This window comes from Deinococcus deserti VCD115 (assembly GCF_000020685.1).
GTDB lineage: Bacteria > Deinococcota > Deinococci > Deinococcales > Deinococcaceae > Deinococcus > Deinococcus deserti.
This window is the reverse complement of record NC_012526.1, coordinates 2,025,493-2,051,777: the sequence shown is the minus strand read 5'-3', so window position 1 is coordinate 2,051,777 and position 26,285 is coordinate 2,025,493. Positions and strand designations below refer to the sequence as shown.

General features: G+C 63.8%; 26 protein-coding genes. 5 read left to right on the top strand and 21 right to left on the bottom strand.

From position 1 onward, the window contains the following. The first annotated feature begins 42 nt into the window (after window positions 1-42). A complete protein-coding gene (locus DEIDE_RS09695) occupies window positions 43-2,508 on the top strand; it encodes an EAL domain-containing protein (RefSeq protein WP_012693780.1) in 2,466 nt (821 codons plus the stop codon). 296 nt (window positions 2,509-2,804) lie between these two features. Here DEIDE_RS09695 and DEIDE_RS09690 read toward each other — a convergent pair whose 3' ends face one another. The 15 genes from DEIDE_RS09690 to DEIDE_RS09615 all read right to left on the bottom strand — a co-directional run bounded on the left by DEIDE_RS09690 (window position 2,805) and on the right by DEIDE_RS09615 (window position 18,566). Continuing rightward, window positions 2,805-3,065 (bottom strand): hypothetical protein, encoded by a 261-nt coding sequence (locus DEIDE_RS09690; RefSeq protein ID WP_041227206.1) that lies wholly within the window; start codon window positions 3,063-3,065, stop codon window positions 2,805-2,807. A gap of 30 nt (window positions 3,066-3,095) precedes the next feature. Beyond that, window positions 3,096-4,255, bottom strand: a protein-coding gene (locus DEIDE_RS09685; protein ID WP_162485438.1) for an IS3-like element ISDds1 family transposase whose coding sequence is annotated in 2 segments (ribosomal slippage) — window positions 3,096-4,000 and window positions 4,000-4,255 — 1,161 coding nt in all. Because the reading frame shifts where the segments join, the coding sequence is not laid out codon by codon here. Window positions 4,256-4,310: 55 nt separating this feature from the next. Beyond that, on the bottom strand, window positions 4,311-4,673 hold the full coding sequence (locus DEIDE_RS09675) for a hypothetical protein (RefSeq protein ID WP_012693778.1): 363 nt from the start codon (window positions 4,671-4,673) through the stop codon (window positions 4,311-4,313). Window positions 4,674-5,188: 515 nt separating this feature from the next. Beyond that, complete coding sequence (gene ilvC / locus DEIDE_RS09670) at window positions 5,189-6,199, bottom strand: ketol-acid reductoisomerase (protein WP_012693777.1); 1,011 nt, start codon at window positions 6,197-6,199, stop codon at window positions 5,189-5,191. A 71-nt stretch (window positions 6,200-6,270) separates the two neighbouring features. Continuing rightward, window positions 6,271-6,873, bottom strand: coding sequence for an acetolactate synthase small subunit (gene ilvN, locus DEIDE_RS09665; protein WP_012693776.1), 603 nt, complete (start codon window positions 6,871-6,873; stop codon window positions 6,271-6,273). Next, entirely contained in the window at window positions 6,870-8,624 is a 1,755-nt protein-coding gene (gene ilvB, locus DEIDE_RS09660) for a biosynthetic-type acetolactate synthase large subunit (protein WP_012693775.1), read from the bottom strand. Before ilvB ends, ilvN begins: the two co-directional genes overlap by 4 nt. 257 nt (window positions 8,625-8,881) lie before the next feature. Beyond that, window positions 8,882-10,690, bottom strand: coding sequence for a DEAD/DEAH box RNA helicase (locus tag DEIDE_RS09655; protein ID WP_012693774.1), 1,809 nt, complete (start codon window positions 10,688-10,690; stop codon window positions 8,882-8,884). A 411-nt stretch (window positions 10,691-11,101) separates the two neighbouring features. Further along, complete coding sequence (locus tag DEIDE_RS09650) at window positions 11,102-12,037, bottom strand: RluA family pseudouridine synthase (protein WP_049760524.1); 936 nt, start codon at window positions 12,035-12,037, stop codon at window positions 11,102-11,104. Between the two features lie 56 nt (window positions 12,038-12,093). Then, entirely contained in the window at window positions 12,094-12,591 is a 498-nt protein-coding gene (locus DEIDE_RS09645; protein ID WP_012693772.1) for an AAA family ATPase, read from the bottom strand. A gap of 5 nt (window positions 12,592-12,596) precedes the next feature. Then, window positions 12,597-14,369 (bottom strand): ATP-binding protein, encoded by a 1,773-nt coding sequence (locus DEIDE_RS09640; protein ID WP_041227553.1) that lies wholly within the window; start codon window positions 14,367-14,369, stop codon window positions 12,597-12,599. Between the two features lie 41 nt (window positions 14,370-14,410). Beyond that, window positions 14,411-15,457: a DNA double-strand break repair nuclease NurA gene (locus tag DEIDE_RS09635; protein ID WP_012693770.1), complete on the bottom strand. Its 1,047-nt coding sequence runs from the start codon at window positions 15,455-15,457 to the stop codon at window positions 14,411-14,413. 32 nt (window positions 15,458-15,489) lie between these two features. Next, window positions 15,490-16,401, bottom strand: a complete 912-nt coding sequence (locus DEIDE_RS09630) for a histone deacetylase family protein (protein ID WP_012693769.1) — start codon at window positions 16,399-16,401, stop codon at window positions 15,490-15,492. A gap of 19 nt (window positions 16,402-16,420) precedes the next feature. Continuing rightward, on the bottom strand, window positions 16,421-16,840 hold the full coding sequence (locus DEIDE_RS09625) for a hypothetical protein (RefSeq protein ID WP_012693768.1): 420 nt from the start codon (window positions 16,838-16,840) through the stop codon (window positions 16,421-16,423). Between the two features lie 261 nt (window positions 16,841-17,101). After that, window positions 17,102-17,887, bottom strand: a complete 786-nt coding sequence (locus DEIDE_RS09620; RefSeq protein ID WP_012693767.1) for an inositol monophosphatase family protein — start codon at window positions 17,885-17,887, stop codon at window positions 17,102-17,104. 61 nt (window positions 17,888-17,948) lie between these two features. After that, complete coding sequence (locus DEIDE_RS09615; protein ID WP_012693766.1) at window positions 17,949-18,566, bottom strand: hypothetical protein; 618 nt, start codon at window positions 18,564-18,566, stop codon at window positions 17,949-17,951. Window positions 18,567-18,709: 143 nt separating this feature from the next. Between DEIDE_RS09615 and purB the strand changes: the two genes are divergently transcribed. Together purB and DEIDE_RS09605 are read left to right on the top strand one after the other, a co-directional pair. Beyond that, window positions 18,710-20,017: an adenylosuccinate lyase gene (gene purB / locus DEIDE_RS09610; RefSeq protein WP_041227549.1), complete on the top strand. Its 1,308-nt coding sequence runs from the start codon at window positions 18,710-18,712 to the stop codon at window positions 20,015-20,017. A gap of 16 nt (window positions 20,018-20,033) precedes the next feature. Beyond that, a complete protein-coding gene (locus DEIDE_RS09605) occupies window positions 20,034-20,369 on the top strand; it encodes a non-heme iron oxygenase ferredoxin subunit (protein ID WP_012693764.1) in 336 nt (111 codons plus the stop codon). 84 nt (window positions 20,370-20,453) lie between these two features. Here the strand turns inward: DEIDE_RS09605 and DEIDE_RS09600 are convergent, their stop codons facing one another. The 6 genes from DEIDE_RS09600 to dcd form a co-directional block, all read right to left on the bottom strand. Continuing rightward, window positions 20,454-20,951 (bottom strand): hypothetical protein, encoded by a 498-nt coding sequence (locus DEIDE_RS09600; protein ID WP_012693763.1) that lies wholly within the window; start codon window positions 20,949-20,951, stop codon window positions 20,454-20,456. Window positions 20,952-20,974: 23 nt separating this feature from the next. Next, complete coding sequence (locus DEIDE_RS09595; protein ID WP_012693762.1) at window positions 20,975-21,670, bottom strand: ankyrin repeat domain-containing protein; 696 nt, start codon at window positions 21,668-21,670, stop codon at window positions 20,975-20,977. 50 nt (window positions 21,671-21,720) lie between these two features. Next, complete coding sequence (locus DEIDE_RS09590; protein WP_012693761.1) at window positions 21,721-22,893, bottom strand: acetyl-CoA C-acetyltransferase; 1,173 nt, start codon at window positions 22,891-22,893, stop codon at window positions 21,721-21,723. 170 nt (window positions 22,894-23,063) lie between these two features. Beyond that, the gene (locus DEIDE_RS09585; protein WP_012693760.1) at window positions 23,064-23,285 is read right to left on the bottom strand and encodes a hypothetical protein; all 222 of its coding nucleotides are present in this window, start codon (window positions 23,283-23,285) and stop codon (window positions 23,064-23,066) included. Window positions 23,286-23,480: 195 nt separating this feature from the next. Beyond that, the gene (locus tag DEIDE_RS19870) at window positions 23,481-23,666 is read right to left on the bottom strand and encodes a GNAT family N-acetyltransferase (RefSeq protein ID WP_420809964.1); all 186 of its coding nucleotides are present in this window, start codon (window positions 23,664-23,666) and stop codon (window positions 23,481-23,483) included. Window positions 23,667-23,898: 232 nt separating this feature from the next. Continuing rightward, window positions 23,899-24,459, bottom strand: a complete 561-nt coding sequence (gene dcd, locus DEIDE_RS09580; RefSeq protein WP_012693759.1) for a dCTP deaminase — start codon at window positions 24,457-24,459, stop codon at window positions 23,899-23,901. A gap of 29 nt (window positions 24,460-24,488) precedes the next feature. On the opposite strand from dcd, the gene DEIDE_RS09575 reads away from it, so the two are divergent. Together DEIDE_RS09575 and DEIDE_RS19385 are read left to right on the top strand one after the other, a co-directional pair. Next, window positions 24,489-25,229, top strand: a complete 741-nt coding sequence (locus tag DEIDE_RS09575; RefSeq protein ID WP_012693758.1) for a metallophosphoesterase family protein — start codon at window positions 24,489-24,491, stop codon at window positions 25,227-25,229. A 262-nt stretch (window positions 25,230-25,491) separates the two neighbouring features. Next, on the top strand, window positions 25,492-26,181 hold the full coding sequence (locus tag DEIDE_RS19385; RefSeq protein WP_041227204.1) for a hypothetical protein: 690 nt from the start codon (window positions 25,492-25,494) through the stop codon (window positions 26,179-26,181). Window positions 26,182-26,285: the final 104 nt, after the last annotated feature.

Here is a 26,285-nt window from a genome sequence, read left to right as displayed (position 1 = left end):
GGGTTATGAGGAGGCCTGAGAGTCTCCTCTGGGAGATTGTCCATGTTGAGCACACCCGGTCATCCGGCCGAGCTTTCTACACTGCCACCCGAATGGGCACAGGTTGACGCCCTCAACGATCAGGCGGACGCCGTGCTGACTTCTTCCATGCACCGTGCACAGGAGCTGGCGACCGAAGCCGGCGTCCTTGCGCAGCGGGTAGGGTATGTCACTGGAGAAATCCGGGCGCAGATGCTGACGGGATACACCCATTACTTCCTGGGGAACTACCAGGAGGCGCACGCAGCCTTTGAGGACAGTCTCTCGCGTGCTGAGGCACTTGACCTGACTCATGTGGTGGTCCGTTGTCTCAATGGCCTGGCCATTACCAGTGCGATCACCGGCAACTATGGCCAGGCGCTCGAGCAGCATCTCCGCTGCCTCAAACTGGTGCAGACCATTGACGACGACCTGGGACGGGCGCGCACGCTGAACAATATCGGCAACCTGTATATCGACCTTAAGGAGTACGACAAGGCCCTCAAGCATCATCTCGAAGCCCTGGAGATTGCCGTACGGATCGAGCACCCGGTGATGATCTCCAGTGCGTCCATCAATGCCGCCATTGACCACCATGAACTGGGACGCTACGAGGAATCTCTGCGTCTCAACGAACAGACCCTCCAGCAGGCTTGGCTGGCCGGATATCATCAGCATGAGTGCCTGCTGCTGGCCAATATTTCCGCCAACCTCCTGAAGCTCGGGCGGCTGGACGAAGCTGTAACGATGACAACCCAGGGCATCGCGGCCTCCAAGGAACTTGGCGAGCGTGAGAATCTATGCGAACTGCTGCTCACGCGAGGACAGGTCCTGACTGCGCTCAACCGGCACGAAGAAGCACAGGTATGCATTCAGGACGCGCTGAAGTTGGCCCAGGCCCTCAAGTCCACCAAGCGCGAGAACGAGGCCCATGAGGCCCTGTCTGCTGTCCTGGAGGCCCGGGGGGACTATCAGCGGGCTCTGTGGCATGCCCGCCAGCACGAAGCGATTGAGCGTTCGCTACATGCGGATGTGCTGAAGCACAAGACGCAGGTGCTGGCTGCCCAGTTGCAGCTTGAGCGCCTAGAGCACCGCGCGGCCGAGGAGCGCCTGCGCAACATCGAACTGGCCCATGCCAACGAGGCCCTGCAGGAGGCCCAGGAGCGTCTGGCCTATCAGGCCGGTCATGACGCGCTGACCGGGCTGATGAACCGCGCAGCTTTTGAAGCCACGCTGGAAGCTGCCGTGCTGGGAACGCAGGACGCCCTGGGCGTGCTGTTTATCGACCTGGATCATTTCAAGCAGGTCAACGACACGCTGGGGCACCCGGTCGGTGACGCCCTGCTGGTGCAGGTGGCCCAGCGGCTGCTTCAATGTGTACGTGACCATGACCTGGTGGCCCGGCAGGGCGGTGACGAGTTCACTGTGCTGCTGCGCAACGTTCAGGAGCATGAAGCCGCCGAGCGCGCAGCCCAGCGCATTCTGGAGGCGCTGAGTGTTCCAGTCGAACTGGCCGGGCGTCAGCTGACAGTCACCGCCTCCATCGGCATTGCCCTGTTTCCGCAGGACGGCACGGACGTCACGACCCTGCAGAAAAATGCTGATCTTGCCATGTATCTGGCCAAGCGCGAGCGGCGGAGCGTGCGCCGCTTCGAGCCGGGGCTGAGTGCCGCTGCTGCCGAACGTCTGGATTTTGAACAGGCCCTGCGAGCAGCAATCAGCAGCGAGCAGTTGCGGCTGCATTATCAACCGATCGTCAGCTCCGGGACACTTTCACCCGTTGCAGTCGAGGCCCTGGTCCGCTGGCAGCACCCCACGCTGGGTCTGCTTCCGCCTGGCCGCTTTGTGCCTATGGCAGAGGAAACTGACCTGATCCTCCATCTGGGCGCGTGGGTGCTGAATGAGGCGTGCCGGCAGATCAAGGTCTGGCGCGGGCGGTGGCCTGATCTGCGCGTCAGTGTGAATGTGGCCCCCCGGCAGATCACCCAGCCGGACTTCGTGGTTTTCGTTGAGCAGACGCTGCGGACTCATGGGCTCTCTCCCAGCGCCCTGGACCTGGAGGTCACAGAAAGCGAGGTGATGGATGACGAGGACCTGCAGCAGTACGAGGCACTGCTGAGCGCAGGGCTGCGCATCGCAATCGACGATTTTGGGACCGGCTACTCCAGCATGAGCCGCCTGTTTCGCATGCCAACGCAGATCCTGAAGATTGACCGCTCACTGATCACCGGCCTGGTCGAGCCCGGGCCGGGCGGACGTTCTACGCTGCCGCTGGTTCGCGCCATGGTTGCCGTCGCCCGCGAGTCCGGTTGGCAGGTTGTCGCTGAAGGGGTGGAGCATTCTGATCAGTTACGCGAACTGCGGAAACTGAACTGTGACCATGTCCAGGGGTATCTGATGGCCCGGCCGGTTGGCCCGGCCGAAACTGAACGGTGGCTCCAGGCGTCGGCTGAGCGGCTGCAGGACGTGAGCATCCCAGTGGCTGGCTGAATCCAGGACCTCATCTTCTGCTGCTTGGACCGGGCCGTTACCGGCAGGTCGGCACTCCGGCGAGGTCCACGATGGCGCCCGGAAGTTGGCCTGGCGCGAAATCCTGAAGTGCGCCTGTGACTTTCCGGCGCCAACTCCACTCCGATTTCCACGGGGTAGATCAGGAGGCATCAGCCCAACACAATGAAGCCGCCAGCAACCAGATCTTGCGGCGGCTTCATTGCAGGACATGGGTGTGGCTTCAATGACCGGCATTTAGTCCGTAACCATAACCATCCCGAACGGCTGAAAGAGGATCAGGGTTTTGAAGCGGTGTGGGCCGGAAGGATATAGATGGTGTCCAGTCCCCAGGGCTGAGGTTTGGCCGGGAATGACTCCGCGCGCCATACCAGATACCGGTCAATGGCGTCCTCGTCAAGCATTGCGTTCTTGTAGGGGGCCGGTGACCAGCGGAGACCAGCGGGTGCGTCCGCATCAGCCACGGCAATCAGCCCACCCTGACCCAGCAGATCGCTCAGTCTGGCGGTAGGTGCGTACCCATCCTTGCACCAGAACATTGGGCCTGGCCCGATATTGCGTAGCTGAAGTTAAGCAGCTGTAGCTTGGCGTTCGAACTCCAGGGGCGTCAAGTACCCAAGAGACGAGTGACGACGCTGACGGTTGTAGAAGACCTCGATGAATTCAAATACGGCTTGTCGGGCCACGTCCCGGGTCTCAAAGATGGTGTCCTCCAGCAACTCCCTTTTCAGGGAGCTGAAGAAGCTTTCCACCACGGCGTTGTCCCAACAATCCCCCTTACGACTCATACTGCCCCTGGCCCGCATGCGGGCCAGTTCTGCCTGAAAGATGCCACTCGCGTATTGACTGCCCCTGTCGCTGTGATGAAGGAGGCCTGGTGGCGGAAGACGTCGGCCAGCAGCCATCTGAAGGGCCGCCAGTGGCAAGGTGGCTGGCATCTGCATGTCCATCGCGTAACCCACCACGGCTCGCGAATGCAGGTCTAAGGTGACTGCGAGATACAGCCAGCCCTCTTTCGTGGGCAGATACGTCAGGTCCGACGCCCAGACCTGGTTCGGCTGCGAGACCTCGAACCGCCGCTCAAGCAGGTTCGGGCAGACGGCCATGGTGTGACTGCTCTCCGTGGTCCGCACCCAGCGGCGCTTTCCCTTGGCCCGCAGACCACTGGCACGCATCAGACGCGCCACCCGCTTGCGGGACACGCGCACTCCTCCAGCGTGCAACTCCGCGTGAATGCGTGGCGCCCCATAGCGGCGTTTACTACGTTGATGCACTTCCTGGATGCGCTGCTCGAGCAGCGCATCCTCTTCCTTGCGGTCGCAGATCGGCCTTCTTCGCCAGCTGTGGTACCCGCTCACCGAGACCTCCAGCACCCGGCACAGCAGGTCCAGGCGGTACTCGGGGCGTTGATCTTGGATGAATTCATACCTCAGCGTGTGGTTTCTTTGGCGAAGAAGGCTGCCGCCTTTTTTAGGATCTCGCGCTCCTGTCGCAGGATTTCGTTCTCCTTGCGAAGCCGTTGTATCTCCTGTTGCTCTGGAGTGAGGAGCTGTTTGCCCTGACCAGGGAATGCCAACTCGCCCTTCTCCTGCTCAGCATTCATCCATTTGCGCAGCAGGGAGCTGTTGATGCCCAGGTCACGCGCGGTGCCCGACAGGTTGCCGCTCGTTCGAGCAAGCTGCACTGCGTCTCGCTTGAACTCGGCGGTGTGGATTCTGCGATCAGTCATGATGGTGCCTCCTATCGTGAGGGCTTATCTCCATCTACGCCATATCGGGTCATCCTCACATGACCTGGGCGCCCTGTCTGGCAAGCTCCTGGACGTTGGGAATCCGCGCTTTCAGGAAGGTGTCGAGGTCATAGACCTTCATACTGACATCGCGCTTGTACAGGTAGTCGGCTTTCAGGGTAACGACCTGTGTTTGCGGCTGGGAGGCTGCCAGAGCAGCGTCACTGACCGTGGCGTGTGCCAGTGCGCTCACCTTGAGCAGCGCCAGCTGACGCGCCTTACTGGGCACGGAAGGTGTAGCGGCGGACGCAATGGAGTTCAGGCACAGCGCGCTGATGCACAGGGCACTCAGGCACAGACCCCCAAGGGTGAGCGAACCCGGAAACATGGAAGGCGGACGCATAGACAGAATGGGCATGGCTCTTCTCCAGTAACTTGGTTTCAGCCAGACCTATTCTTGGAAGAGCTCCTGGCTGCGGACGAAACCATAGCCCAGGTCTGGTCTGCCGCGAGGAAGATTTCAGCCGGAACAGGCGCGGTGCTGAACCGTGTCTGGAAGAGTGGAGAGGCGAACACTGGGATAGCAGGTCATGAGCTGCGCTGTCGTCGCCTGACAGCACGGCTCACGTTTTCACCCCGCCCCCGCAGGCTTATCCCGAGCATGAGCTTAGGCACGCGTGGCCTGCCTCTGGATATGCTGGATCCACGCCTGAGGACGTCAGACCAGCCGCTGTTGCCAGGCATATTCACTGCCAATTCCAAAAAGAGACTGCACGGAACGCCTACGTTCAGGACAGGAGTTCCACTGGGGTGCCTGCCCAGCCTGTGGGTGTGCCTTCATCCTGAGGAGAAGCGTACGTAAGACAGCAACGAGGAGCAGTGTCTCCACTGCCCCTTCGTCCAGTCCCTGCTCTGCGTGTGCCTACTTCAGGCTCAGACTTCGAGTTCCTTCTTGGAAATAAAGGGCATCATGTCGCGCAGTTCCTTGCCGACGGTTTCCAGCTGATGGTCGCGCATCTTGCCGCGCTGCTCGTTCATAAAGGGGAAGCCGCTTTCGGCGTCCTGGATGAAGCGCTCGGCAAACTTGCCTGTCTGAATGTCCGAAAGCACGTTCTTCATCTCGGCCTTGGTCTGCTCCGTGACCATGCGCGGTCCGGTCACATAGTCACCGAACTCGGCGGTGTTGGAGATGCTGTGGCGCATGCCTTCGAAGCCCTTCTCGTAGATCAGGTCCACGATCAGCTTGACCTCGTGCAGCGTTTCGAAGTAAGCGATCTCCGGCTGGTAACCGGCTTCCACCAGGGTCTCGAAGCCCGCCTGGATCAGGCTGGTCACGCCACCGCACAGCACGCTCTGCTCGCCGAACAGGTCGGTTTCGGTCTCTTCCTTGAAAGTGGTTTCCAGCACACCCGCGCGGGTGCAGCCGATGCCGCGTGCGTAGGCCAGTGCGATGTCGCGTGCCTGTCCGCTGGCGTCCTGTGCCACGGCGAAGATGCCGGGCATGCCTGCGCCGTCGGCGTACACGCGGCGCAGCATGTGTCCCGGGCCCTTGGGGGCCACCAGGAACACGTCCACCCCGGCGGGCGGCTTGATACGCCCGAAGTGCACGTTGAAACCGTGGCCAAAGGCCAGCGCCTTGCCTTCAGTCAGGTGCGGGGCGACGCTCTCCTCATACACTTTGGGCTGGTTCTCGTCGGGAATCAGCAGCATCACGACGTCAGCCTCGCGGGTGGCGTCTTCGATGCTGGCCACACGCAGCCCGGCCTGCTCGGCTTTGGCCCGGCTGGCGCTGCCTTCGCGCAGTCCCACCACAACGTTCAGACCGGTGTCGCGCAGGTTCTGAGCGTGTGCATGCGCCTGAGAGCCATACCCGATGATGGCGATCAGTTTGTTTTCGATAGGGGAGAGGGAAACGTCGCGGTCGTAGAACATTTTTGCAGCCATGCTGAATTCTCCTACAGAAAAGTGATTTCAATGAGATTGTCGGCTAGAGGGGAACGGCGAACCTGCCGTCCTCAGAACAGATTCGGCACGCCACGGGCCTTTTCCTCACGCGGCTCGACGGCTGGCGTCAGAGCTGCAGAATCGCCGGAATACACCTGGGTCGGAATGTCGGCGTTGCTGCCCCGCGTCAGCGCCACCCGGCCGGTACGCATGGTTTCCAGAATGCCGAACGGGCGCATCTGCTCGATGAAAGCCGTGATTTTGCCCTCGTCGCCGGTCACCTCGAAGGTCAGGGCGTGACGGCCCACATCCACGATACGGCTGCGGAAGTCCTCGGCAATCTGGCGAACTTCTACCCGGGTTTCAGGCGTGAGGCTGACTTTGACCAGGACCATCTCCCGGTCCACGTATTTTTCGAGGCTGTGATCGATGATGCGCACCACGTCGTGCAGCTTCTCAAGCTGCTTGATGGCCTGCTCCACCACTCCGCGGTCCCCACTGACCACAATCGTCATGCGGCTGACGCCAGGGTGCTCGGTGTTGCCGACGCTGAGGCTGCGGATGTTGTAGCCACGCCGGCCGAACAGCGCAGTAATGCGCGTCAGTACACGCGGCTCGTCGCGCACCAGAATAGAGATCAGGTGATCCTGCGGCTGGAAAGTCTCGGATGTCATGCGCGCTTCGCCTCCTCTGTGGCTGCGGCAGTGGTCGGTGAAGTCGTCGGTTCAGCGCTGACAGCTTTCGCCTCGGTCTCGATCATCTCGTACAGGGCCGCGCCGGCGGGCACCATCGGGAACACGCCGTGTTCGTTGGGCACCACCACTTCCAGCAGGGCGCTGTGCGGATCATTCAGCCACGCGTCGATTGCAGCGGGGAGTTCCTCGGCATTGCTGGCGCGGTAGCCGGGCACGTTGTAGGCCTCAGCCAGTTTCACGAAATCCGGGTTGCTGTCGCCCAGCCAGACCTCGCTGTAGCGTTTCTCGTGGAACAGTTCCTGCCACTGGCGCACCATACCCAGGAAGCTGTTGTTGATGATGCAGATCTTCACGTTGCGGATGTCGTACATCTTCAACGTGGCCAGTTCCTGCAGGGTCATCTGAAAGCCGCCGTCCCCAGCGATAACCACGCTGCGCACGCCGGGCTCGGCCATGCCGGCTCCGATGGCTGCGGGAAAGCCGAAGCCCATGGTGCCCAATCCGCCGGAGTTGATCCAGCGGCGCGGCTTCTCAAAGCGGGCGAGCTGTGCGGCCAGCATCTGGTGCTGTCCCACGTCGCTGCTCAGAATGTCGTCGGGCTCGAGGCGGTCCACGACAGCCTTCACGGCGTAGCCTGCGCCCCAGTGCTCGGGCATGACGGTGCGGGACTTCCATTCCTCGATCTGGGCGCGCCATTCGGGCCGCTCGAGTTTCTGCGCGCCTTCGGTCAGCGCCAGCGCAGCCTCACGCGCATCGGAGCGCACCGGCAGGTGGGTGCGGACGATCTTGCCGATCTCGGCGGCGTCGAGGTCCACGTGAATGATGCTGGCCTTGGGCGCAAAGCCGTTGACGCGTCCAGTCACGCGGTCGTCAAAACGCAGTCCGATGCCCAGCAGCACGTCCGCCTCGCTGATGGCGCGGTTGGCTGCCACGCTGCCGTGCATTCCTGGCATGCCCAGCCACAGGGGATCGCTGGACGGGAAGGACCCCAGACCCATCAGGGTGGTGATCACGGGAATGTCCCAGGCGCGGGCCAGGGCCGTGAGTTCCGGTGCGGCGTCCACCGTTCCGCCGCCCAGCATCATGACCGGGCGCTGGGCCGAGCGCAGCAGTTCCTGGGCGCGCGCCACCACCTCGGGAAGAGGCTGGGGCGCTTCGGGGCGGGCATGGGGCACCGGAATCTCACCGGCAAAAGCGGCCAGCTGAATGTCTTTGGGAATGTCCACCAGTACCGGCCCGGGGCGGCCGCTCCGGGCAATCCGGATCGCCTCAGCGATCACGCGGGGCAATTCGCTGACCTCCCGCACCACGTAGTTGTGTTTGGTGATCGGCAGGGTGATCCCGGTGATGTCGGCTTCCTGAAAGGCGTCGGTGCCCATCAGGTGCCGCGCCACGTTGCCGGTAATGGCCAGCAGCGGCACGCTGTCGAGCATGGCGTCGGCCAGACCGGTCACCAGGTTTGTCGCTCCGGGCCCCGAGGTGGCGATACATACCCCGATTTCGCCCGTGGCCTTGGCCCAGCCCTCGGCCGCGTGAATCGCACCCTGCTCGTGGCGGGCCAGGACATGGCGCACTTCTGGGTAGAAGGTCAGCGCGTCGTACACCGGCATGATGGCCCCACCGGGATAGCCGAATACAGTGGTAATGCCATGATTGGCCAGCGTGGCCCACAGTGCTCCTGCGCCATTCATTTCTCTGCGGCTGTCTCCTGGCCCATTCGATTGCCCCATGTTGCCCTCCTATGAAAAACCCCCGCCACTTCGGGCGGGGGGGTGCGTGCGCGGCGATAACGCCTAGCCTCGGACTCCCCCGATGCTAAGAATTACGACCACAAGGTTCGCACTCATATGCCCACCTTAGGGGGTACGGGACCACTCCAGGCATTTGCGTCTAGATATCAGCAGGGCCCGGCCCGGTGAGCTCGCCACAAGCACAGTAGGAAAAAGCCCCCTGCCTTATGGCAGGGGACTGGATTCAGAGAAGAAATTCAGCCGCGGAATTCGCGGTCGCTGAAATCGTCACGGGTGCGGCTCTGACCCTGGTTGCCCTGGCTGCTGCGGTTGCCCTGGCTCTGGCCACCGCTGCGGGCACCGCCACGGTTGTCGCCACGACCGCCGCCGTCACCACGCTCGCCACGGCTCCAGCGGCCCTGACCCTGGCCACCACCGCGGTTGCCACCACGGTAGCCACCCTCATCACGGGTGCCACGGTTGCCGCCCTGGTAGCCACCTTCACGGCGTTCACGGACAGCCTGCTCGAACAGTTCAGGCAGTTCCTGCGCGACTTCGATCTGGACTTCGCCCTCGAGGGGGTTGGCTGCAAGAAGCTTCTGCAGGTATTCGCTGGGAACGTCGGCGACGGTGCCGCCGCGCCACTGGCGAACCTTGCCCAGACGGCGCGTGTCGACGTCGCCGGCGCGGGCCAGCAGAGCCACGGTGCGCGCAATGCTCATGCGCTCGCCGTGCAGGATCAGCGTGGTCAGACCTTCTTCACCGCTGAGCAGGCTGGCAGCCTTGGTGGGCTCGGTCACACCGCTGATCTTGGCCAGGGCGCGGGTCAGGGCTTCCAGGCCCAGTTCGCTGAACAGACGCTCGGCTTCTGCCTGGAAGGTTGCGGCGACGCCACTGTCCACCTTGCGGACCATGTCGGCGCTGGTCTTGGCGCTGGCTGCCTGCACTTCCTTGGGGGTAGGCAGGGGACGCTCGATGAATCGCACGCCGGTAATGCGCTCCAGGCCCATCACTTCGCGGTTCTCGCGGTCACCGTACATGATGATCGCGGTGCCGGTGCGGCCAGCGCGGCCGGTACGGCCCGAGCGGTGCACGTAGCTTTCGGGATCCTGGGGCAGGTGGTACTGCACCACCAGGTCAACCTCAGGGATGTCCAGGCCGCGCGCTGCCACGTCAGTAGCAACCAGCACGCCCACACGACCACTGCGGAAGGCACCCAGGGCACGCTCACGCTGGCTCTGCGCGAGGTCGCCGTGCAGCGCCTCGGCTTCCAGGCCGCGGTGAATCAGTTCGTTGGCCAGTTCGTCGGCTTCACGCTTGGTGCGTGTGAACACGATGGCTTTTTCGGGGTTGTAGATGGTCAGCAGGTCGGCCAGTACGCGGGTACGGCTGCGCCCAACCCTGACCTTGAGGTGCTCGACCGTCTGGGCCGCCTGACTCTTGCCTTCGCCCACCATGTCCACAATGACCGGCTCGCGCAGGTAGTTGCGGGACAGACGGTTGATGTCGTTGTTCAGCGTGGCGCTGAACAGCATGGTCTGACGGCTGTCGGGGGTTTTCTGCAGGATGGTTTCGATGGCGTCGGCAAAGCCCACACTGAGCATCTCGTCGGCCTCGTCAAGCACCGCGAATTCCACGGCGCTGAGGTCCAGGTTGCCGCGCTCCAGGTGGTCGATCAGACGGCCGGGCGTCCCCACGACCACGTCCACGCCACGGCGCAGGGCATTTTCCTGAGGAGCGTAGCTGGCGCCACCATACACGGTGACGGTGGTCAGGCCCACGCCGCTCTTGCTGAATTCCTCGGCAACCTGCTTGGCCAGTTCGCGGGTCGGGGCCACCACGATGGCGCGGGGCGGACGCGCACGCTCACGGCTGGGTTCGAGCTTCTGAATGATGGGCAGGGCGAAGGCCAGCGTCTTGCCGGTACCCGTACGGGCGCGGCCAATCATGTCCCTGCCGGCGAGGGTCAGGGGCAGGCTTTCAGCCTGAATAGGGCTGGCTTCGGTAATACCACGTTCGGCGAGACGCGCCGCAAGTTCGGGCGCAATCAGTTGATCAAAGTTCATTTGTAGTCCTTTCGGGAAAGTCCCCTGCAGAACTCCAAACGCCTTCAATCCTTGAAAGCTCGTCCTTGAGTGGGGGGGCACTCTCCAGCCTTGCGGGTCTTTCCCGCAGGGCGCACGAATAGATATTATACATTATCGGTTCTAAGTTTGCAAGCCCTGCACAGCCCTAATCTTCCGTTCCTGCTGAACGTGGTGAGAGGCGCAGTTCTGACGGTGCGTCGGTAGAGGTTGGGGAGCCAGCCATTTCTGAGCGAGGCCTGGAGTTTCAGCAAGCCTGGCAACCAGCTACGCAGCCAGGGGCAGGGAAATCAGTGTTCCGGCCTTCAGCGCCGGGATCCATACTTAAGGCGACTTGTTGATTTGATGGCATTGCTTAGGAGAGTTCAGGGCTGGACGCAGCTTGCCGGAGGCCTACTCTGACCGGGGCGGCTCCTCCAGGTCAGAAGGCATGGCTCCGCCCAGGGCGATCCAGGCGTTCAGCATGTCGTCCGGAGCGGGCGCGTGCAGATGAAGCAACCTGCCGGTTCCCGGATGTGGGACGGACAGAAAGTGGGCGTGCAGCGCGTGCCGGAGCATGGTCTCGCTGGAGCGGCCATAAACCGCGTCACCCAGGATCGGGCTGCCCAGATGCGCCAGATGCACCCGGATCTGATGGGTGCGTCCGGTGCGCGGCTGGGCGCGGACCAGGGCCAGCGTTCTGCCGTGACCGTCGGGGTGAGCGGCAAGTGGCGTAAAGAGGGTCTGCGCTTCACGGGGGTTTGCCCCGCCAACGGTCATGCGCTGGCGCTGCACCGGGTGTCGGCCGATCGGCGCCTCCACCCTTGCCGGGCCGTCGGCGCGCCACTGTCCTGCCGCGATGGCGAGGTAGGTCTTGCGTGTTTCACGGTCCTTGAACGCGGCCGCCAGACGCGCATGCGCCCCGACTGTTTTGGCCACCACGATCACGCCGCTGGTGTCCTTGTCCAGCCGGTGCACGATGCCCGGGCGGTATCCAGCCTCGCTGTCGTAGTCCGGCTGCTCTGGCAGCGGCATGCGTCCCAGGAGGGCGTTGACCAGGGTGCCGCTCAGAACACCGGGAGCCGGGTGCGTGACCATGCCGGGCGGTTTGTTCACGGCAATCAGATAATCATCCTCATAGATCACGTCCAGCGGAAGGTCTTCTGCCTCCACCCGGGCGTCAGGCAACGCGGGAGGGGAAACGTCAATTCGTTCACCCCCGCGCAGTTTCAGGCTGACCTTGGTCACCGGCTGGCCTTCCACCTTCACATGGCCGCCCGCGATCCAGGCCGCCACCTGCGAGCGGCTGGCGCCGGACAATGCAGCCAGCACAGCGTCCAGACGACCCATTGTGGCGCTAAAGCTGAGCAGGGACGACACGGCAGGAAGTGTACTGCTCCGGACAGTTATAGGCGGCGGGGTACCTGTTCCTGAGAGCCCAGAGCCACCAGCAGGTCTGTCAGCTCGTCCACGGAATACAACGACGAGTTCAGTTCGACGTCGGCGCTGGCACGCAGCAGCGGTTCAACCACCGCGACGTGTTCCAGGATCAGGGCCCGTTCCTCTGGGCTCTTGCCATATGGGTTGCCGGTCCTTTGAGCAATCCGCTGAAGGAGGACCGGCAGAGGTGCGCTCAGCAGCACCACCTGGTCGAAGCGGCGGTAGAACCTGCCCTGATTGGTCTTGCAGCCGCACACGAAGAGGGAACCTGTCCTCTGCTGGTCAAGCAGCGCGTGCATCTGGTCCTCGCGCCACACCCAGTCCGGGCGGCCGGTTTCGTCGTGAGACCACATGCTCCACTCGTCACTGTCAGTGTCGATGGCCCGCAGCCCACGGGCAGCGAATGCACCAATCAGGGTCGACTTGCCGCTGCCAGACATGCCGGTAATCAAAACGCTGGCCACGCCGCTTACCTCAGCCAGTCCTCGCCGATTTCTTCGACTGCTCTGCCGCCCACGTCATCCACCTCGTCGCGGCGGGTCGCCCAGGCTGGAAAGGGGTAATTGACCAGCACCGGGTTGGGCACGTCCGGCTGGCTGACGAGCATGGTGCCGGGCTGCAGAATCCCGGCGCGGCCCCGGAAACTTTGCGGCAGGAAGCGGTACTCGGGCCGCTCCGCCTCCGCCAGGTCCAGCCGCCCGACCACCCGGATGGCGGCGTTGCTGACGATACGCCGTTCGACTTCACTGGCGGTCTGCTGCGCTCCGATCAGGATGATGCCCAGCGAGCGTCCGCGCTCGGCAATGTCGAGCAGCACGTCCTTGATGGGACTGGTGCCCTCGCGCGGGGCATACTTGTTCAGCTCGTCGAGCACCACAAATACCGTGTCCTGACGGCCATAGCGCTCCTTGTGCTCAAAGAGGTTGCGCAGCAGCACACCCACGACGAAGCCCTGGGCGTGAGCCCCAAGCTTGTGCAGGTCCACCACGCTGGTCTGCACGCCCCGGCGCAGGATGTCCGGGCGGTAACGCTCGGCCTGCGCGGCGCTGAGATCCCCGCGCACCAGCGGCGCGAGGTGCTTCTGCACGCCGCGCAGGCGGCGCACAAAGGCCCGCAGGGTGCCCTGGTTCTGCTTCAGAACCCACCTTGGGTCGCCTTCGCCGTCGTTTTGTTCCAGCAGCTTGTATTCCAGATACGAGATCAGCTGCGAGAAAGTTTGCAGGCGCGTCTTGCCCATCTCGTCGAAGCGCACGTCCTCGTCGATCAGGACATCGGGCTCGGGCTGCCAGTCGTCAACGGTCAGATAGGGAACGCTGTCTCCGGCGGCCAGCCGGGCCAACTTTTCTTCAATGTTGCCGATCACGAACCCCAGGTTCAGACTGCTGCCTGCGTCCGAGAACACGTACGGCAGCATCCGCCCGGCGCAGAACTCGCGCAGCGTGAAGACAAAAGGCAGGACACCGTCGGAACGCTGCTCGACATCCGGCACGATGGCGTCGCCGCTCCCGCCTTTGGGCGGCGCCAGGAACTGCACGTCACGGAAAGGCTCGACCGGCAGATCCAGACGTGAATAGCGGCCCTGAGACCAGCCCTTGCGGCCCTGTACGGCGCCTTCCTTCTCAGCCACGCGGCGGTTGGGCTGATCCAGAAACAGCAGGTCCTCGCCCTTGACGTTAAAGATCAGGGCCCGTGTGTTGTGCCCCTCGCCGCGCTGGTTAAGCACTCCCCCCCGGAAGATGCTGTGCAACAGAAACAGGGCGTAACTGGTTTTGGTCGCCACGCCCGAGATTCCGCTGATGTTGATGTGCCCGCCGCTTTCGCCGTTGACGAACTGATAGTTGATGGGCAGCACCTGCCCGTCGGCCAGCAGCCCGCCGGCAAAGGCGTAGTCCATCTTGTCGGCACTGAGGGCCAGACGCAGGCTCTCGCCCTGGGCGTGACGCACCTCGTCCCCGGGCTGGGGCGGAATAAAGTCCTCCGGATCCACGCGCGTGACCAGCACCCGGGCGGCGTAGCTGACGCTGGCCGGCAGCAGTCCTGCCATCACGTCCTGCACGTCGCTGTCGAAGCTCACGCCCTCGTGCCGCGTGCGGACATGGTCCACGATGCCGTAGAAGTGCACCGGGCTGCCGTCAGGCTTGGTGGTACGCACGGCCACCAGGTCGTCCATCTGCACGCTGGCGCCCGGCATCACCGCAAACCAGAACGACACCGGCGTGGCGTCCTCGGTGCCCAGCACCATGCCGATCCGGGCCGGGCCGGTGCCGCCGGGAAAGGGCGCGCTCACGCCAGCACCTCACGGCCCAGCTGCTGGGCGATGTGTGCGCGAATGCGCCGCGTGACCAGTTCCGGGCTGCCCATCGCGCGGCCCATGGCCTGCTCCAGGGCGGCCGTGGGAATCAGGTTCTGAGGTGCGCGGGGGTCCTTGTGGGCCGTGCTTCCCAGGCGGCACAGCAGCGTGCCGGACAGGTTGGCCACCGCCCGGACAATCGGCGGCAGGAAGTCGGGTTCTTCCGGGGCGTACATCTCCAGGCGCATCACGCCGCTCATGGGATGCTGGTAAAAAGATGCCTCGCACAGGCGCACGTACCAGGTAAAGCGGGTGGTTTTGCCGGTTTCGGACTTCAGGTGCATGATCGGTGTGCGCTCCCCGGGTTTCAGAGTACTCAGCAGGCCAATCCGGTCAGCGCCCAGATACTGTGTCTGCATGGTCTTGACGTATCCCACGACCGCGCCACTGTACTTTGCCCCGCCCCGGCGCAGCGTGCCGTCCTGCAGGGTCAGGGCGCTCAGCGCCTCGCGGTCGTCCATCTCGTCAGCCGGCACCTGCGAGGCCAGGCCGTGCGACAGCAGCTGCTCTTCCTGAAGCATCACGCTCTGCAGTTTGTGCAGTGGTGCCAGCGGTTCAGCGCTGTCGGTCTCGACCGGCGTGTACTGCAGCTGACCGGTGTGCGGATCGCGAGGCGAGAGCGAGCAGGGGTCCACACGCAGCCCTGGCGCGTGGGCCAGCACCCGGCGCGCCCGCACGTCCATCAGCTCAGCCTGCCGGGAACCGTGCGGGCACAGCCGCACCGCGCCCACCACATAGGCCCCAAACGCCCCGAGCCCCGCCGTCCCCTGGTCATCCTCGATGAACACCCGCGACTCCATACGCCGCTTGCCGTCCACCACGTACACAGTGTGCAGCCGTTCGGGCAGGGGGCGGGCGGCAATGGCCGCCCAGCGCGGCGTTTCGATATCAATCAGCACTCCCCCGAAGTCGTTGAGCCCCAACTGCCCATCTTCTATATCTACTGGCCAGGGGTCAAGACGAATCCGCATGCCCGGCATTCTACGCCCAGGGCAGAATCCCGGATGGAGACTCAGGCATAAAGCTCCAAGGCGTCGAGGACCACGCTGGCATGGGCCTCGATGGTCAGGGCATGGTCCTGGTTGTAGCCGCCAGCCATCATGGTCACGACCGGAATGCCGGCTGCCTGGGCCCAGGACAGCACCACGCGGTTGCGCTCGCGCACACCGGAGAGCGTCAGGGCGAAGCGCCCGAAGCGGTCGCCAGCGAGGACGTCGGCGCCGGCCAGATACAGCAGCAGGTCGGGCCGGAAGGCATCAAGCGCAGGCAGGGCGCGGGTGCGCAGCACCTCCAGGTATTCGGCGTCGGTCACGCCGTCGCCCAGGCCCAGGTCAAGCGAACTCTGCTCCTTGCGAAATGGGTAGTTGCGCTCGCCATGAATACTGAGGGTAAACGCCTGCGGTTCTGCCCTCAGCAGCGCAGCGGTTCCGTTGCCCTGATGGACGTCCAGGTCCACCACAGCCACCCGCCGGGCCAGCCCCTCATCCAGGGCGAAGCGGGTCAGGATCGCGGCGTCGTTGACCAGGCAGAAGCCCTCGGCGCGGTCATGAAAGGCGTGATGCGTGCCCCCAGCGAGGTTGCCTCCCCAGCCCACCGCCAGGGCGTCATGCAGCGCCGCTAGACTGCCTCCAGCCGCCCGGCGGGCGCGCTCCACCACGCCCTCGGACCAGGGCAGGCCGAAGGCGCGTTCCTCAGCCCGGTCTACCTCGCCCCGCCGCCAGCGGCGTAACCACAGCGGATCATGCACCCGCCCGGCGTCCGCCCAGGACAGGGCCGGCGTGTCCAGCACCGGCAGCAGTTCCCGGAGCCGTTCGCGCACCCCGGCGTACTTGTAGTACGGAAAACGGTGGCCGTCAGGCAGCGGAAAGCCGTAATCGGCCGGCGAGTACGCGCGGAACGGATGGCCGAAGGCGGGCAGCGTCACCAGCCCAGTCTGCCGTGTCTCAGGCCTGGACACTGGGAGATGAGGGGGTAGGCACCAGCGCGGCACTCTGCACGGTCCAGCGTCCACCCTGGCGGCCCCGTGCCAGCGGCTGGTGCACCTCGTCCAGATAGATCATCCGGAAGCGCCACAGCTGGGCACGGGTCTCGTTGTCATCCATACGCGTCAGCAGCGCTGGAATCACCGTGACGGCGGCGTCGGTGTCATAGCCAGGAAAAAGATCAAAGGTCAGCAGCCCAGGCGGGTAAGCCTGGCGCAGTTCGGATGCCGCCGGGCGCTGCCCAGCCCGGAGCGGCAGCGGCATGTGCCGGGCCATGGCCGCGTACTGCCGGCCCTGCCACAGCCGCAGCCAGTCACGCAGCGCCAGCTGCGGTGTCTTTGCCAGGCGGCGTGTTTCTGGAATGTTCAGTACGCGGTCCATCTACCTGCCCTCCGGCCGAACAGCATGCCGTTCCAGGCGTTGTGCTGCACAGGGCCGAATGGCTTAAGGCCTGTTGGGGGACGAGACTTATCTTTAACCACGCAGCTCACGGAGCAACCGGAATTCCACACCATCAGGGGGTTTCGGGAACAGCAAAGGCGCTGAGAAGCGGTGCCCGGCGGCAACGTCCAGCTTCAAGGATCAGGGAGCAGGCGCCCCCTGGAGTCACGCTCCCCCGCACCAGGAACCCAGGCAGCATGCTCAGTCTGCCTGCAGCAAAGCGAGCAGTTCGCCATGCAACAGACCGTTGGTGGCAACGATCATTTCGCCGTAGGGCGTGTCAACTCCTTTGCCATCGGTCACCCTGCCGCCGGCCTCCAGCAGGATCAGGCTGCCAGCCGCGCTGTCCCAGGGTTTCAGACCCAGTTCCCAGTAGGCGTCCATCCGCCCGCAGGCCACGTTGCACAGGTCCAGCGCCGCTGCGCCCGGGCGGCGCACCGGCACTCCAAGACGCAGCAACTTGGCGACGTGGGCCAGGTTGCGCTCACCGCTGCTGTCGTAAGGAAACCCGGTGGCCACCAGTGCTGGAGTCGTGAGGCTGGGGGTCTGACTTACACGGAGGGGCGAGCCGTTGAGAAAGGCTCCCTGGCCCTGCACCGCACTGAACAGCTCATCGCGGGCGACGTCGTACACCGCTCCCACCATGGGAACGCCGCGCACCTCCAGCGCCACCGACGAGCAGAAGACCGGGTAGCCGTGAGCGTAGTTCACAGTGCCGTCCAGCGGATCCACGACCCAGCGGAATTCGCTTTCACCCTGCTGACCTTCCTCCTCGCCCAGCACCGCATGATCCGGGAAAGAAGCAGCAATTATTTCGCGGATCACACGCTCGGCCTCGCCGTCGACCTCTGTTACCAGATCCGCATACGTGCTCTTCGTTCGCACGGTCTGTACACGTCCCAGATGAGCAGCGTGTACCGCACCTGCCGCCCTCGCGGCCTGCACAGCGACCTCGCGTGCGTAAGTCAGTTCCAGGGCATCTGTCATACGGCCAAGTGTAAAGGGGCCCCGCCGAGTCAGTTCAGCGGGGCCTGTGGGACAACAGGACTTAGTTCTTGTTGTTCGGGCGCTCGGGCTTGGTGGGGCGCTCAGACTTGGCAGCCTTCTCCTGTTCCCTGGCCTCGTCCGCATCAGCTTTGGTCTGCTCGGCTTCTGCTTTGGCACGGGCGTTTTCAGCTTCTGCTCTGGCTTTGGCTTCTGCCTTTGCCTTTGCCGCCTGGACCTTGGCGCTGTCAGTGGTTGTGGTGGCCGCAGACTTGCTGGCCCGGTTGACGATGGCGCTCAGCGGCAGTGAGGCAACCTTGCCATTGGACTGGGTCCACTGCAGCTTGATTGCTCCCGGCTTCGACAGGTCACGGCCCAGAGTGTATGTGGTGGCCGTGCCATTGGGCGCGGTGGCACGTACACTTGCAACGTCTGTCAGGGTGGAGGTCCCGGTCAGCATCACGGTGCCGTCGGCATTCAGAGTGCCAACCACGGTGCCGCTGATGCCCAGCAGTTCAATTCTGCCGCCTGAAGCCAGGAAGGTTTTCAGGGCTGCCAGATCACTCTGTACGGAGGCTGGCACTGTTCCGGGAACCGACACGGGTGTGGTGCTCGGAGCAGTGGTGGTCTGCGCCAATGCCGAGCCGAAAAGCAGAGCGGACAGAATCAGAAATTTGGACATGTGCTGCACCTCCAACGTTTGCGTTCAACCCTAGCCGACAAACCTGATGCGAATCTGTGTGGCAAGGGCGCACGGCACTCATTCGGGCATCAGGGCCAGATCAGCACCGGATGCCCCATGATGACGGTGCTACGCTGCCGGTCGTGATCGACCGTTATCTGACCCCCGAAATGAAGGCGCTGTGGAGCGAGGCCAACAAGTACCGTGCCTGGCTGAAAGTCGAGCTGAGCGCTATGGATGCCCAAGCCAGCCATGGTGAGGTGCCTCGTGAAGCCCATACGACGCTGGTCCGTAAGAGCGAGGCTGACCCTTTGGACGACGCCTTTGCCCAGAAGGTGGCCGAGATCGAGGCGGTGACCCGGCACGATATCGTGGCCTTTACCCGCGCTCTGACGGACCGCTACGGCGAAGAGGCCCGCTTTATTCATCACGGCCTGACCAGCACCGACGTGGTGGATACAGCACAGAATCTGCTGCTTGATCAGGCGATGGAGCTGATCGAACAGGACGTGCAGGCCCTGCGCGAGGTCTGCCGCACCCAGGCCGTGACGTATAAGCACACCCCCACCGTGGGGCGCACGCACGGGATTCACGCCGAGCCCATGACGTTCGGGCTGAAGTTCCTGAACTGGATGGCAGCGCTGGACCGTGACCTCGAACGTCTGGCGTCTGCCCGCAGGCGCGTGCAGGTTGTGATGCTTTCCGGGTCGGTGGGCACCTACGCCCACGTCTCACCGCGTGTAGAGGAAGATGTCGCCGCCATGTGGGGCTGGCAGGCCGCGCCGGTGACCAACCAGACCCTCTCGCGCGACCGCCACGCGGAGGTGCTCTCGGCCCTGGCCATCCTGGGCGCCACCCTGGAAAAAATTGCCGTCGAGATCCGTCACCTGCAGCGCAGCGAGGTGCGCGAGGCTATGGAGCCTTTCGGCAAGGGCCAGACCGGCAGCAGCTCCATGCCGCACAAGAAAAACCCGATCCTGACCGAGAATGTGACTGGCTTTGCCCGGCTTCTGCGAGGCTTTCTGGTCACGGGCCTGGACAACGTGGCCTTGTGGCACGAGCGCGATATCTCGCACTCCAGCGCCGAGCGCGTGATTCTGCCGGACGCCACGGCAGCGGCCAGCTACGCCACCCGGCGCCTGACGGGGGTGCTGGGTGATCTGGTGGTATTCCCGGACCGGATGCTGCGCAACCTCAACGACCTGGGTGGGCTGGTTTTCAGCCAGCGGGTCCTGCACGCGCTGATCGACGAGAAGGGCATGATGCGCGAGGACGCCTACGGGCTGGTGCAGCGCAATGCCCTGCGCAGCTGGGAAACTGGTGAGGGCCTGCGTGACCTGCTGAAGGCCGACCCTGAAAATCCCTTGAGTGACGCCGACCTCGACGCTGCTTTCGACCTGGGATGGTACCTGAGGCACGTTGACGATATCTATGCCCGTTTTGGGCTGTAAGGAGTGAGGTGCAGCTATGAGTGAAGCCATCACTGCTGAGCAGGCTGACTGGGTCGCGGTCGGCCCGGAAGCTGAGCTGCCCGAGGGCCACCAGTGCGCCGTGAACGTGCAGGGCGTGAGTGTGCTGGTGGTGCGTTATGAAGGACAGTTCTACGCGCTGCGTAACAACTGCACGCACAAGGACTACCCGCTGCTGGGGGGAGAGGTCAGCCAGGGGCGTATCACTTGCGAGAAACACGGCGCAAAGTTTGAGCTCAGCACCGGCAAACCCCGGACCCTGCCGGCCGTGAAGCCCGTGCGCCTGTACCAGACCCGTACCGACCAGGGCATTGTGTACGTTGCACCGCTCTAACCGCCGCGTCTAGAAAGCTTTGAGCAGCGACACACCGAAAAGGACCACACAGATCGTTCTGTGTGGTCCTTTTAGTGCCGGCCCTTATCGTCCAGTGCGGTCTGTGCCCTGCACCTCGTTCTGTAATTCAGCGCGCTCGCCTTCCGGCAGGTCGGCAGGCCGCTCACTGACGTGAGGCACAGTCATCTCGCTGGGCGGGGTATAGCCAGGATTGGGATCCGCCGCGCGGGTGCGCTGCTCGATGGCTGGGCCCAGCCCCGCATTGATACCGATGCCCGCGGCCGGCGTGGCAAGGTCCAGGGCATGGGTATCGACTCCACCTACCGTCTGTGTTCCGGCCATCTCGGCGTCCTGCAGAGCGTCCATCTCCTTCGGATCGCGCGTGGCCAGATGATCGAACTGGCCCGTGACCTCCTTGGGGTCAGGGATATCCACCGGCTCATAGCTGAGCTTGTTGGCGGTGCTGACCTTGCTGGAGTCTGGGGTGGTGGTGTAGATAGTGGCGTGGTCGTCCTTGGGATCGGGCGTGTCAAAACCGGTCTGTGCCCCGGTTTCACCAATCAGTTTGCGTTCTTCATTCATGACCCAGTTTGGCAAGCCCAGGCTCAGGGTGCATTCCGCGTTTCTTGACGCGGACTTGCTTCTCCCTTCAGCAGGATGACGATTTCCTCATAACCCCCCTCTGCTGCCAGAGCAGCGGCGTCCTGTCCGTCCGTAGTCTGGGCCGCAGGGTCGGCACCCGCCGAAAGCAGAAACAGCACCAGCCCGGCATTGCCGTTCTGTGCAGCACTCATCAGTGGCGTAAAGCCGCCGTGCTGTGCAGCGTTTACCTCAGCACCGGCCCGCACCAGAGCCTGGGCCAGCCGGGCATGGTTGCCGGCCGCTGCAGAGTGAAGGGGCTGCACCTGCATAGGGTTACGGCTCACGGCGTTCACGTCGGCCCCACGGGTCAGCAGCAGTTCGGCCGCCTCATCGTGCCCGAAAAACGCGGACAGCCCCAGCGGCGAGAAACCGTCAGGGCTGAAGCTGTTGACCAGTCCAGGCTGCTCGTCAAGCAGAGCGCCCACCCGCTCTGTCTCGCCTGCCGCGGCAGCTTCAAACAGGTTGAGCGGTGCGCCGGCGCCGATCAGGGCCCGCAGGATCTCGGGCCGGTGATAATAGGCCGCAAACAGCACTGGACTCAGCCCGGAGGGGCTCACCGAGCGCAGCAGTTCCGGCTCGGCGGTAATCAGCAGCTGGACGCCCGGAAGGTTATTTGAATGAATGGCACTGAACAGGTCGGTGACGGCGTCGGTGGTCATGCCTCAGGCTAGCGTGGCGCCTGTCAGCCTGATCAGCGCCATGAAGCTGCTTACCCGCGTGCGCGGATCACCATGGCAATTCCCATGCCACCGCCGATACACAGGCTGGCCACACCAATTTCCTTCCCGGTACGGCGCAACTGGTGAATCAGTGTGACCAGCACACGCGCGCCGGAAGCCCCGATCGGGTGACCCAGGGCGATGGCGCCCCCGGTGATGTTGACTTTCGCAGTGTCCACTTCCAGATCACGGACCACGGCCAGCGACTGCGCCGAAAAGGCCTCGTTCAGTTCGAACAGGTCCACGTCGGCAACGCTCATGCCGGCCCGTCCCAGTGCCACAGGAACTGCTTTGGCAGGTCCGATCCCCATGATCTTGGGATCCACCCCGATGGCGGCGTAGCTGGTGATTTCCGCCAGAACCTTCAGCCCGTTGGCCTGGGCATAGTCCTCGGTCGTCACGACCAGCATGGCCGCGCCGTCGTTGATGCCACTGGCATTGCCGGCCGTGACGGTGCCGTCCTTCCTGAAAGCGGGCTTCAGCTTGGCCAGGGCCTCAGCAGTGGTGGCACGGGGGTATTCGTCACGGTCGAATACAGTTGGCCCCTTGCGGCCTGGAACTTCAACGCTGATCAGCTCGTCGGCAAAGTGGCCGCCTTCTATCGCGGCTGCCGCGCGGTTCTGGCTTTCCAGGGCAAAGGCGTCCTGCTGCTCGCGGCTCAGGTTCCAGGCTTCGGCGATGTTCTCGGCCGTCACCCCCATGTGGTAGTCATGAAACACATCCGTCAGGCCGTCGGACAGGATGCTGTCGAGCGCCTGGGCATGCCCCAGCCGGTAGCCCTCACGGGCGCGGGGCAGCAAAAAGGGTGCGCGGCTCATGTTCTCGGTGCCGCCAGCCAGATACAGGTGCCCGTCCCCCGACTTAAGACCCTGTACCGCGCTTACGACAGCCTGCAGGCCGCTGCCGCATACCCGGTTGACCGTCAGTCCCGGGACGTCATGGGGCAGGCCGGAACCCAGCGCGATCTGCCGGGCCACGTTCATGCCCTGACCTGCCTGCAGGACGTTACCGACGATCACGTCGGCAACGTCGGCACTTCCCACGCCGTCAAGCACAGCACGGGCCGCTGCAACCCCCAGGTCCACTGCACTAACGTCCTTCAGGGTGCCCATGAAGCTTCCGATTGGCGTGCGCTTTGCCGCCACGATGACCAGTTTGTTCACAGTCTGAGTCTAGCGGCCGGCCGTTACATCCACTGTTCGCAGGTGAGCGTGGCTGCTGACAAGGACACTGGGAGTCATGCTCAGGTCCGGCCGACATCGTGCAGCTCGGGGCACATGCAATATGAGGACAGGGCCATGGCCCTGTCCTCGTGCGCAGCACGGGTTTATGTTCAGCCCTGGTTGGTGGCTGGCACTGAGCGCGCCTCTTCTGCATCCTGTTTTTCTTTGTGGCCATCGTGCTCGGTGTTTCGGGCAGCGTTGGCCTCGCGGTCGTTTACACCCTTGAGCGACGGCTGCCGGTCATGGTTGATGTCGTGCACTTCCTGCTTGTTGCGGTCATAGTCCTGCGGCTGGCTGGTATGGCCCTTGTTCTTGTCATCTTGGTCTGGCATAGCCACAGCCTGACAGAGGGTTTCTGAGGGAACTTTCGGATCACCCCAAATTCCGTTTACAAACGCCAACGATCGTCTGGCGGCAGTCCTCCATGACCTCAGGTCCGGTCTGGTGGGCCCAGGACTGAGGCAGCTGCAGCACAGACACGACCGGGCTCTGTTCGTCCGGATCACTCCAGGTTGCCTGCACCATGCTCACGGGGCGCTATCCAGGAGACTGCTATACAGATACAGACCCAACGCCGCGACGTTTCGTTCCGCAACCTGAAGCGCTACCGGGCAGTCCAGTGTTCTCGCTTGGAATTTGACTGCTTCCATCAAAGCGCCTCCCGGGCCAAGTCCTTGCCCGGCTGGCGCAACAAACAGCGACTTGACCTCCAGAATTTGGCAGATGCTGCGCCTAGGCCCCCTGGCTCAAGGAACACAGCACCACCTGTCCATGGACTTCGGCAGCCCGACCTGCCACCGTTCCGAAAGATTGAAGAACAGTTGCGGCGTCCGTCGGCCATACCGGTGGGTATATCCCTTAGCGCCGTGCACTTTGCGCAGGGCAAGTTGTCAGGCCCACAGGTCGCTGACTGCCGCTTACGAGTCGTCGAAGAACCGACAGTTGTTATAGTCTTGGAAGGGTGACGCCGCGCTGGCCCTGATACTTGCCTTTGCGGTCGCCATACGTGACCTCAGGGCGCGGACCTTCAAAAAACAACAGCTGAACACAGCCCTCGAAGGCATACATTTTGGCGGGCAGCGGCGTGGTGTTGCTGAACTCCAGCGTCACGTGGCCTTCCCAGCCCGGCTCCAGCGGCGTGACGTTGGCCACGATGCCGCAGCGGGCGTAGGTCGATTTGCCTAGCGCCACAACCATCACGTTCTCAGGGATACGCAGGTATTCCAGGCTGCGCGCCAGCACGAAGCTGTTGGGCGGAATAATGATCTCGGTGGCCTGAATGTCCACGAAGCTGCGCTCGTCGAAGGCCTTAGGGTCCACGATGGCGCTCATGACATTGGTAAAGACTTTCCATTCGTCGGCGCAGCGCAGGTCATAGCCGAAACTGCTCAGGCCGTAGCTGATGACGTGGGCGCTCTCGGCGGTACGGACCAGGCGGTCTTCAAAAGGTTCGATCATCCCGTCATGGGCAAGTTCACGAATCCGCCAGTCGGGCAGAATGCTCATGCTGCATGCTAGCGCGCTAGGCTGCGGGTGTGCGGGTGGCAGTCATTTCCGATGTTCACGGCAACGCTTTTGCTCTGGAGGCGACGCTGCGCGAGGTGCGCTCCGCGGCGCCCGACATCATTGTCAATCTGGGTGACCAGGTGGAGGGGAGCGCCGATCCCGGGCGCGCGGCCCAATTGCAGGCCGAACTGGGGGCAGTGGAGGTTCGCGGCAACAACGAAGAAAAGCTCTGGCCCGGTGGCCGCCGTAATCCGCTGAGCCTGCAGTACGGCGCCTGGCTGGCCACCCAGCTGGATAAGGCCACCGTGGCGCGGCTTTCGGCTCTGCCCCTGACAGCCCGGCTGGACGGTGGCCGCGTCCTGGCGTGCCACGGCACACCGGACAGCAGCTGGGAAAGCCTGCTGTGGGTCTGGGACCGCGGCCCGGACGGGCGCGGGTTTTACCGCTCCCGGGATCCCCGGGAGCTGCTGGCTGCGGTGGCACCCCTGCAGGCAGAGGTCATCGTGTGTGGGCACACTCACCGGCCCGGCGCGACCCGGGTGGGCGACACCCTGATTGTTAATGCTGGCGCCGTCAGTGACCAGGTAGATGGTGATCCCCGGGCACGCTGGACCCTGCTGGAGCGGCGTGGGGCTGGGTGGGCTGTGGAGTTCCTGGCTGTTGCCTACGACGTGCAGGCGGCAGTGTCCTGGGCACGCACACATACGCCTTTTGGAGACTTCCAGGCCCAGTTGCTGGGCAGCGGTGTCATGGATGGTCGGGGCGACTGACGGGCACCCGGAATCAATCACTGCTCCCGTCCTGACAGAACTCCAGCCAGGTTGAAATGAACCAGCTGCCGCCCCTGCTGTGAGTGGCCCGTTAGTCACGTGCTTTTACACTGCCGCCATCTCCCTCCCTGAAGGAAGGTCTGTAATGAAGAGAACCGTGATACTTCTGTCTGTCCTGTTGGGCTCGGCCGCCTATGCGCAGCAAGGCCCGGCCAGTAGCTCTTCTCTCCTGCGTATTCCGCTAACGACGGGCGCTGTTCGGGTGACTGACGCCGCTGCGACCCGGGAATTCGGGCAGTTCCTGAACACGCTGGCCGCAGGGCAGAGCAGCGGCTGCCAGAGCAGCGAATATCTCGTGTGGGACAGTTCCGATCTGGCAGAGCAGGTCATTGACAACCTCGCCGCTCAGTTCAAGACGCGGGGCCTGACCTACAAGCAGCTGGCTGAAGAGGAAGATGATGAAAGTTACTCCCTGTCATTTCTGCTGACTGAAAAGAGCAACCGGTATGTAGCGGTGTTGTACGGGGACGCCGAGAGTGTCGTGCTCGGCTGGTGTCAGCTGAAGGGGGCGCCCGCACCAGCGGCCGGGAAGCCTGCGCCCGCACAAGCACCCGTGAAAGCGGCGCCTGCGCCGGCCAAGACAGCGCCGAAGGCGGCACAGGCTCCTACCCCTGGTAAATACGGATGTGCCGAGACCATCCCGCGCTTCCTCAACGGAAGCTACACCTATGAGATCGAGACGCGAGGATATTTCAACCTTCTTGCGGGCGGTACCTATAAGGATGTGTACGGGGGCGCCGGACGCTGGCGCCTCGACCCGGCGACGGGCCTGACACACTTCAGTGGCAGCGGTTTTGACCGGGCCACGGCTGAGCTGTTGGAAGGTGGCCGCCTGTGGATCGTGATCCCGACGGCCAGTGGAGAGAGGCGCTGGACCTGCAGCCGGATGTAAGCCGCGTCTGTTGGCCTCCGGGGCGCACAGGAGGCCAGCAGGTTGTCTGGCTTACGTCTGTGTCCAGAGTGGGCAGGGCCAGACAGACCGGGGCAGCCCGCTGG

Excerpts from the sequence above, each read along its gene's own strand:
- DEIDE_RS09695 (WP_012693780.1), top strand. The coding sequence starts at position 43 with ATGTTGAGCACACCCGGTCATCCGGCCGAGCTTTCTACACTGCCACCC.
- DEIDE_RS09690 (WP_041227206.1), bottom strand. The coding sequence starts at position 3,065 with ATGTTCTGGTGCAAGGATGGGTACGCACCTACCGCCAGACTGAGCGAT.
- DEIDE_RS09675 (WP_012693778.1), bottom strand. The coding sequence starts at position 4,673 with ATGCCCATTCTGTCTATGCGTCCGCCTTCCATGTTTCCGGGTTCGCTC.
- ilvC (WP_012693777.1), bottom strand. The coding sequence starts at position 6,199 with ATGGCTGCAAAAATGTTCTACGACCGCGACGTTTCCCTCTCCCCTATC.
- ilvN (WP_012693776.1), bottom strand. The coding sequence starts at position 6,873 with ATGACATCCGAGACTTTCCAGCCGCAGGATCACCTGATCTCTATTCTG.
- ilvB (WP_012693775.1), bottom strand. The coding sequence starts at position 8,624 with ATGGGGCAATCGAATGGGCCAGGAGACAGCCGCAGAGAAATGAATGGC.
- DEIDE_RS09655 (WP_012693774.1), bottom strand. The coding sequence starts at position 10,690 with ATGAACTTTGATCAACTGATTGCGCCCGAACTTGCGGCGCGTCTCGCC.
- DEIDE_RS09650 (WP_049760524.1), bottom strand. The coding sequence starts at position 12,037 with ATGGGTCGTCTGGACGCTGTGCTGGCTGCATTGTCCGGCGCCAGCCGC.
- DEIDE_RS09640 (WP_041227553.1), bottom strand. The coding sequence starts at position 14,369 with ATGGTGCTGGGCACCGAGGACGCCACGCCGGTGTCGTTCTGGTTTGCG.
- DEIDE_RS09635 (WP_012693770.1), bottom strand. The coding sequence starts at position 15,457 with ATGCCGGGCATGCGGATTCGTCTTGACCCCTGGCCAGTAGATATAGAA.
- DEIDE_RS09625 (WP_012693768.1), bottom strand. The coding sequence starts at position 16,840 with ATGGACCGCGTACTGAACATTCCAGAAACACGCCGCCTGGCAAAGACA.
- DEIDE_RS09620 (WP_012693767.1), bottom strand. The coding sequence starts at position 17,887 with ATGACAGATGCCCTGGAACTGACTTACGCACGCGAGGTCGCTGTGCAG.
- DEIDE_RS09615 (WP_012693766.1), bottom strand. The coding sequence starts at position 18,566 with ATGTCCAAATTTCTGATTCTGTCCGCTCTGCTTTTCGGCTCGGCATTG.
- DEIDE_RS09605 (WP_012693764.1), top strand. The coding sequence starts at position 20,034 with ATGAGTGAAGCCATCACTGCTGAGCAGGCTGACTGGGTCGCGGTCGGC.
- DEIDE_RS09600 (WP_012693763.1), bottom strand. The coding sequence starts at position 20,951 with ATGAATGAAGAACGCAAACTGATTGGTGAAACCGGGGCACAGACCGGT.
- DEIDE_RS09595 (WP_012693762.1), bottom strand. The coding sequence starts at position 21,670 with ATGACCACCGACGCCGTCACCGACCTGTTCAGTGCCATTCATTCAAAT.
- DEIDE_RS09585 (WP_012693760.1), bottom strand. The coding sequence starts at position 23,285 with ATGCCAGACCAAGATGACAAGAACAAGGGCCATACCAGCCAGCCGCAG.
- dcd (WP_012693759.1), bottom strand. The coding sequence starts at position 24,459 with ATGAGCATTCTGCCCGACTGGCGGATTCGTGAACTTGCCCATGACGGG.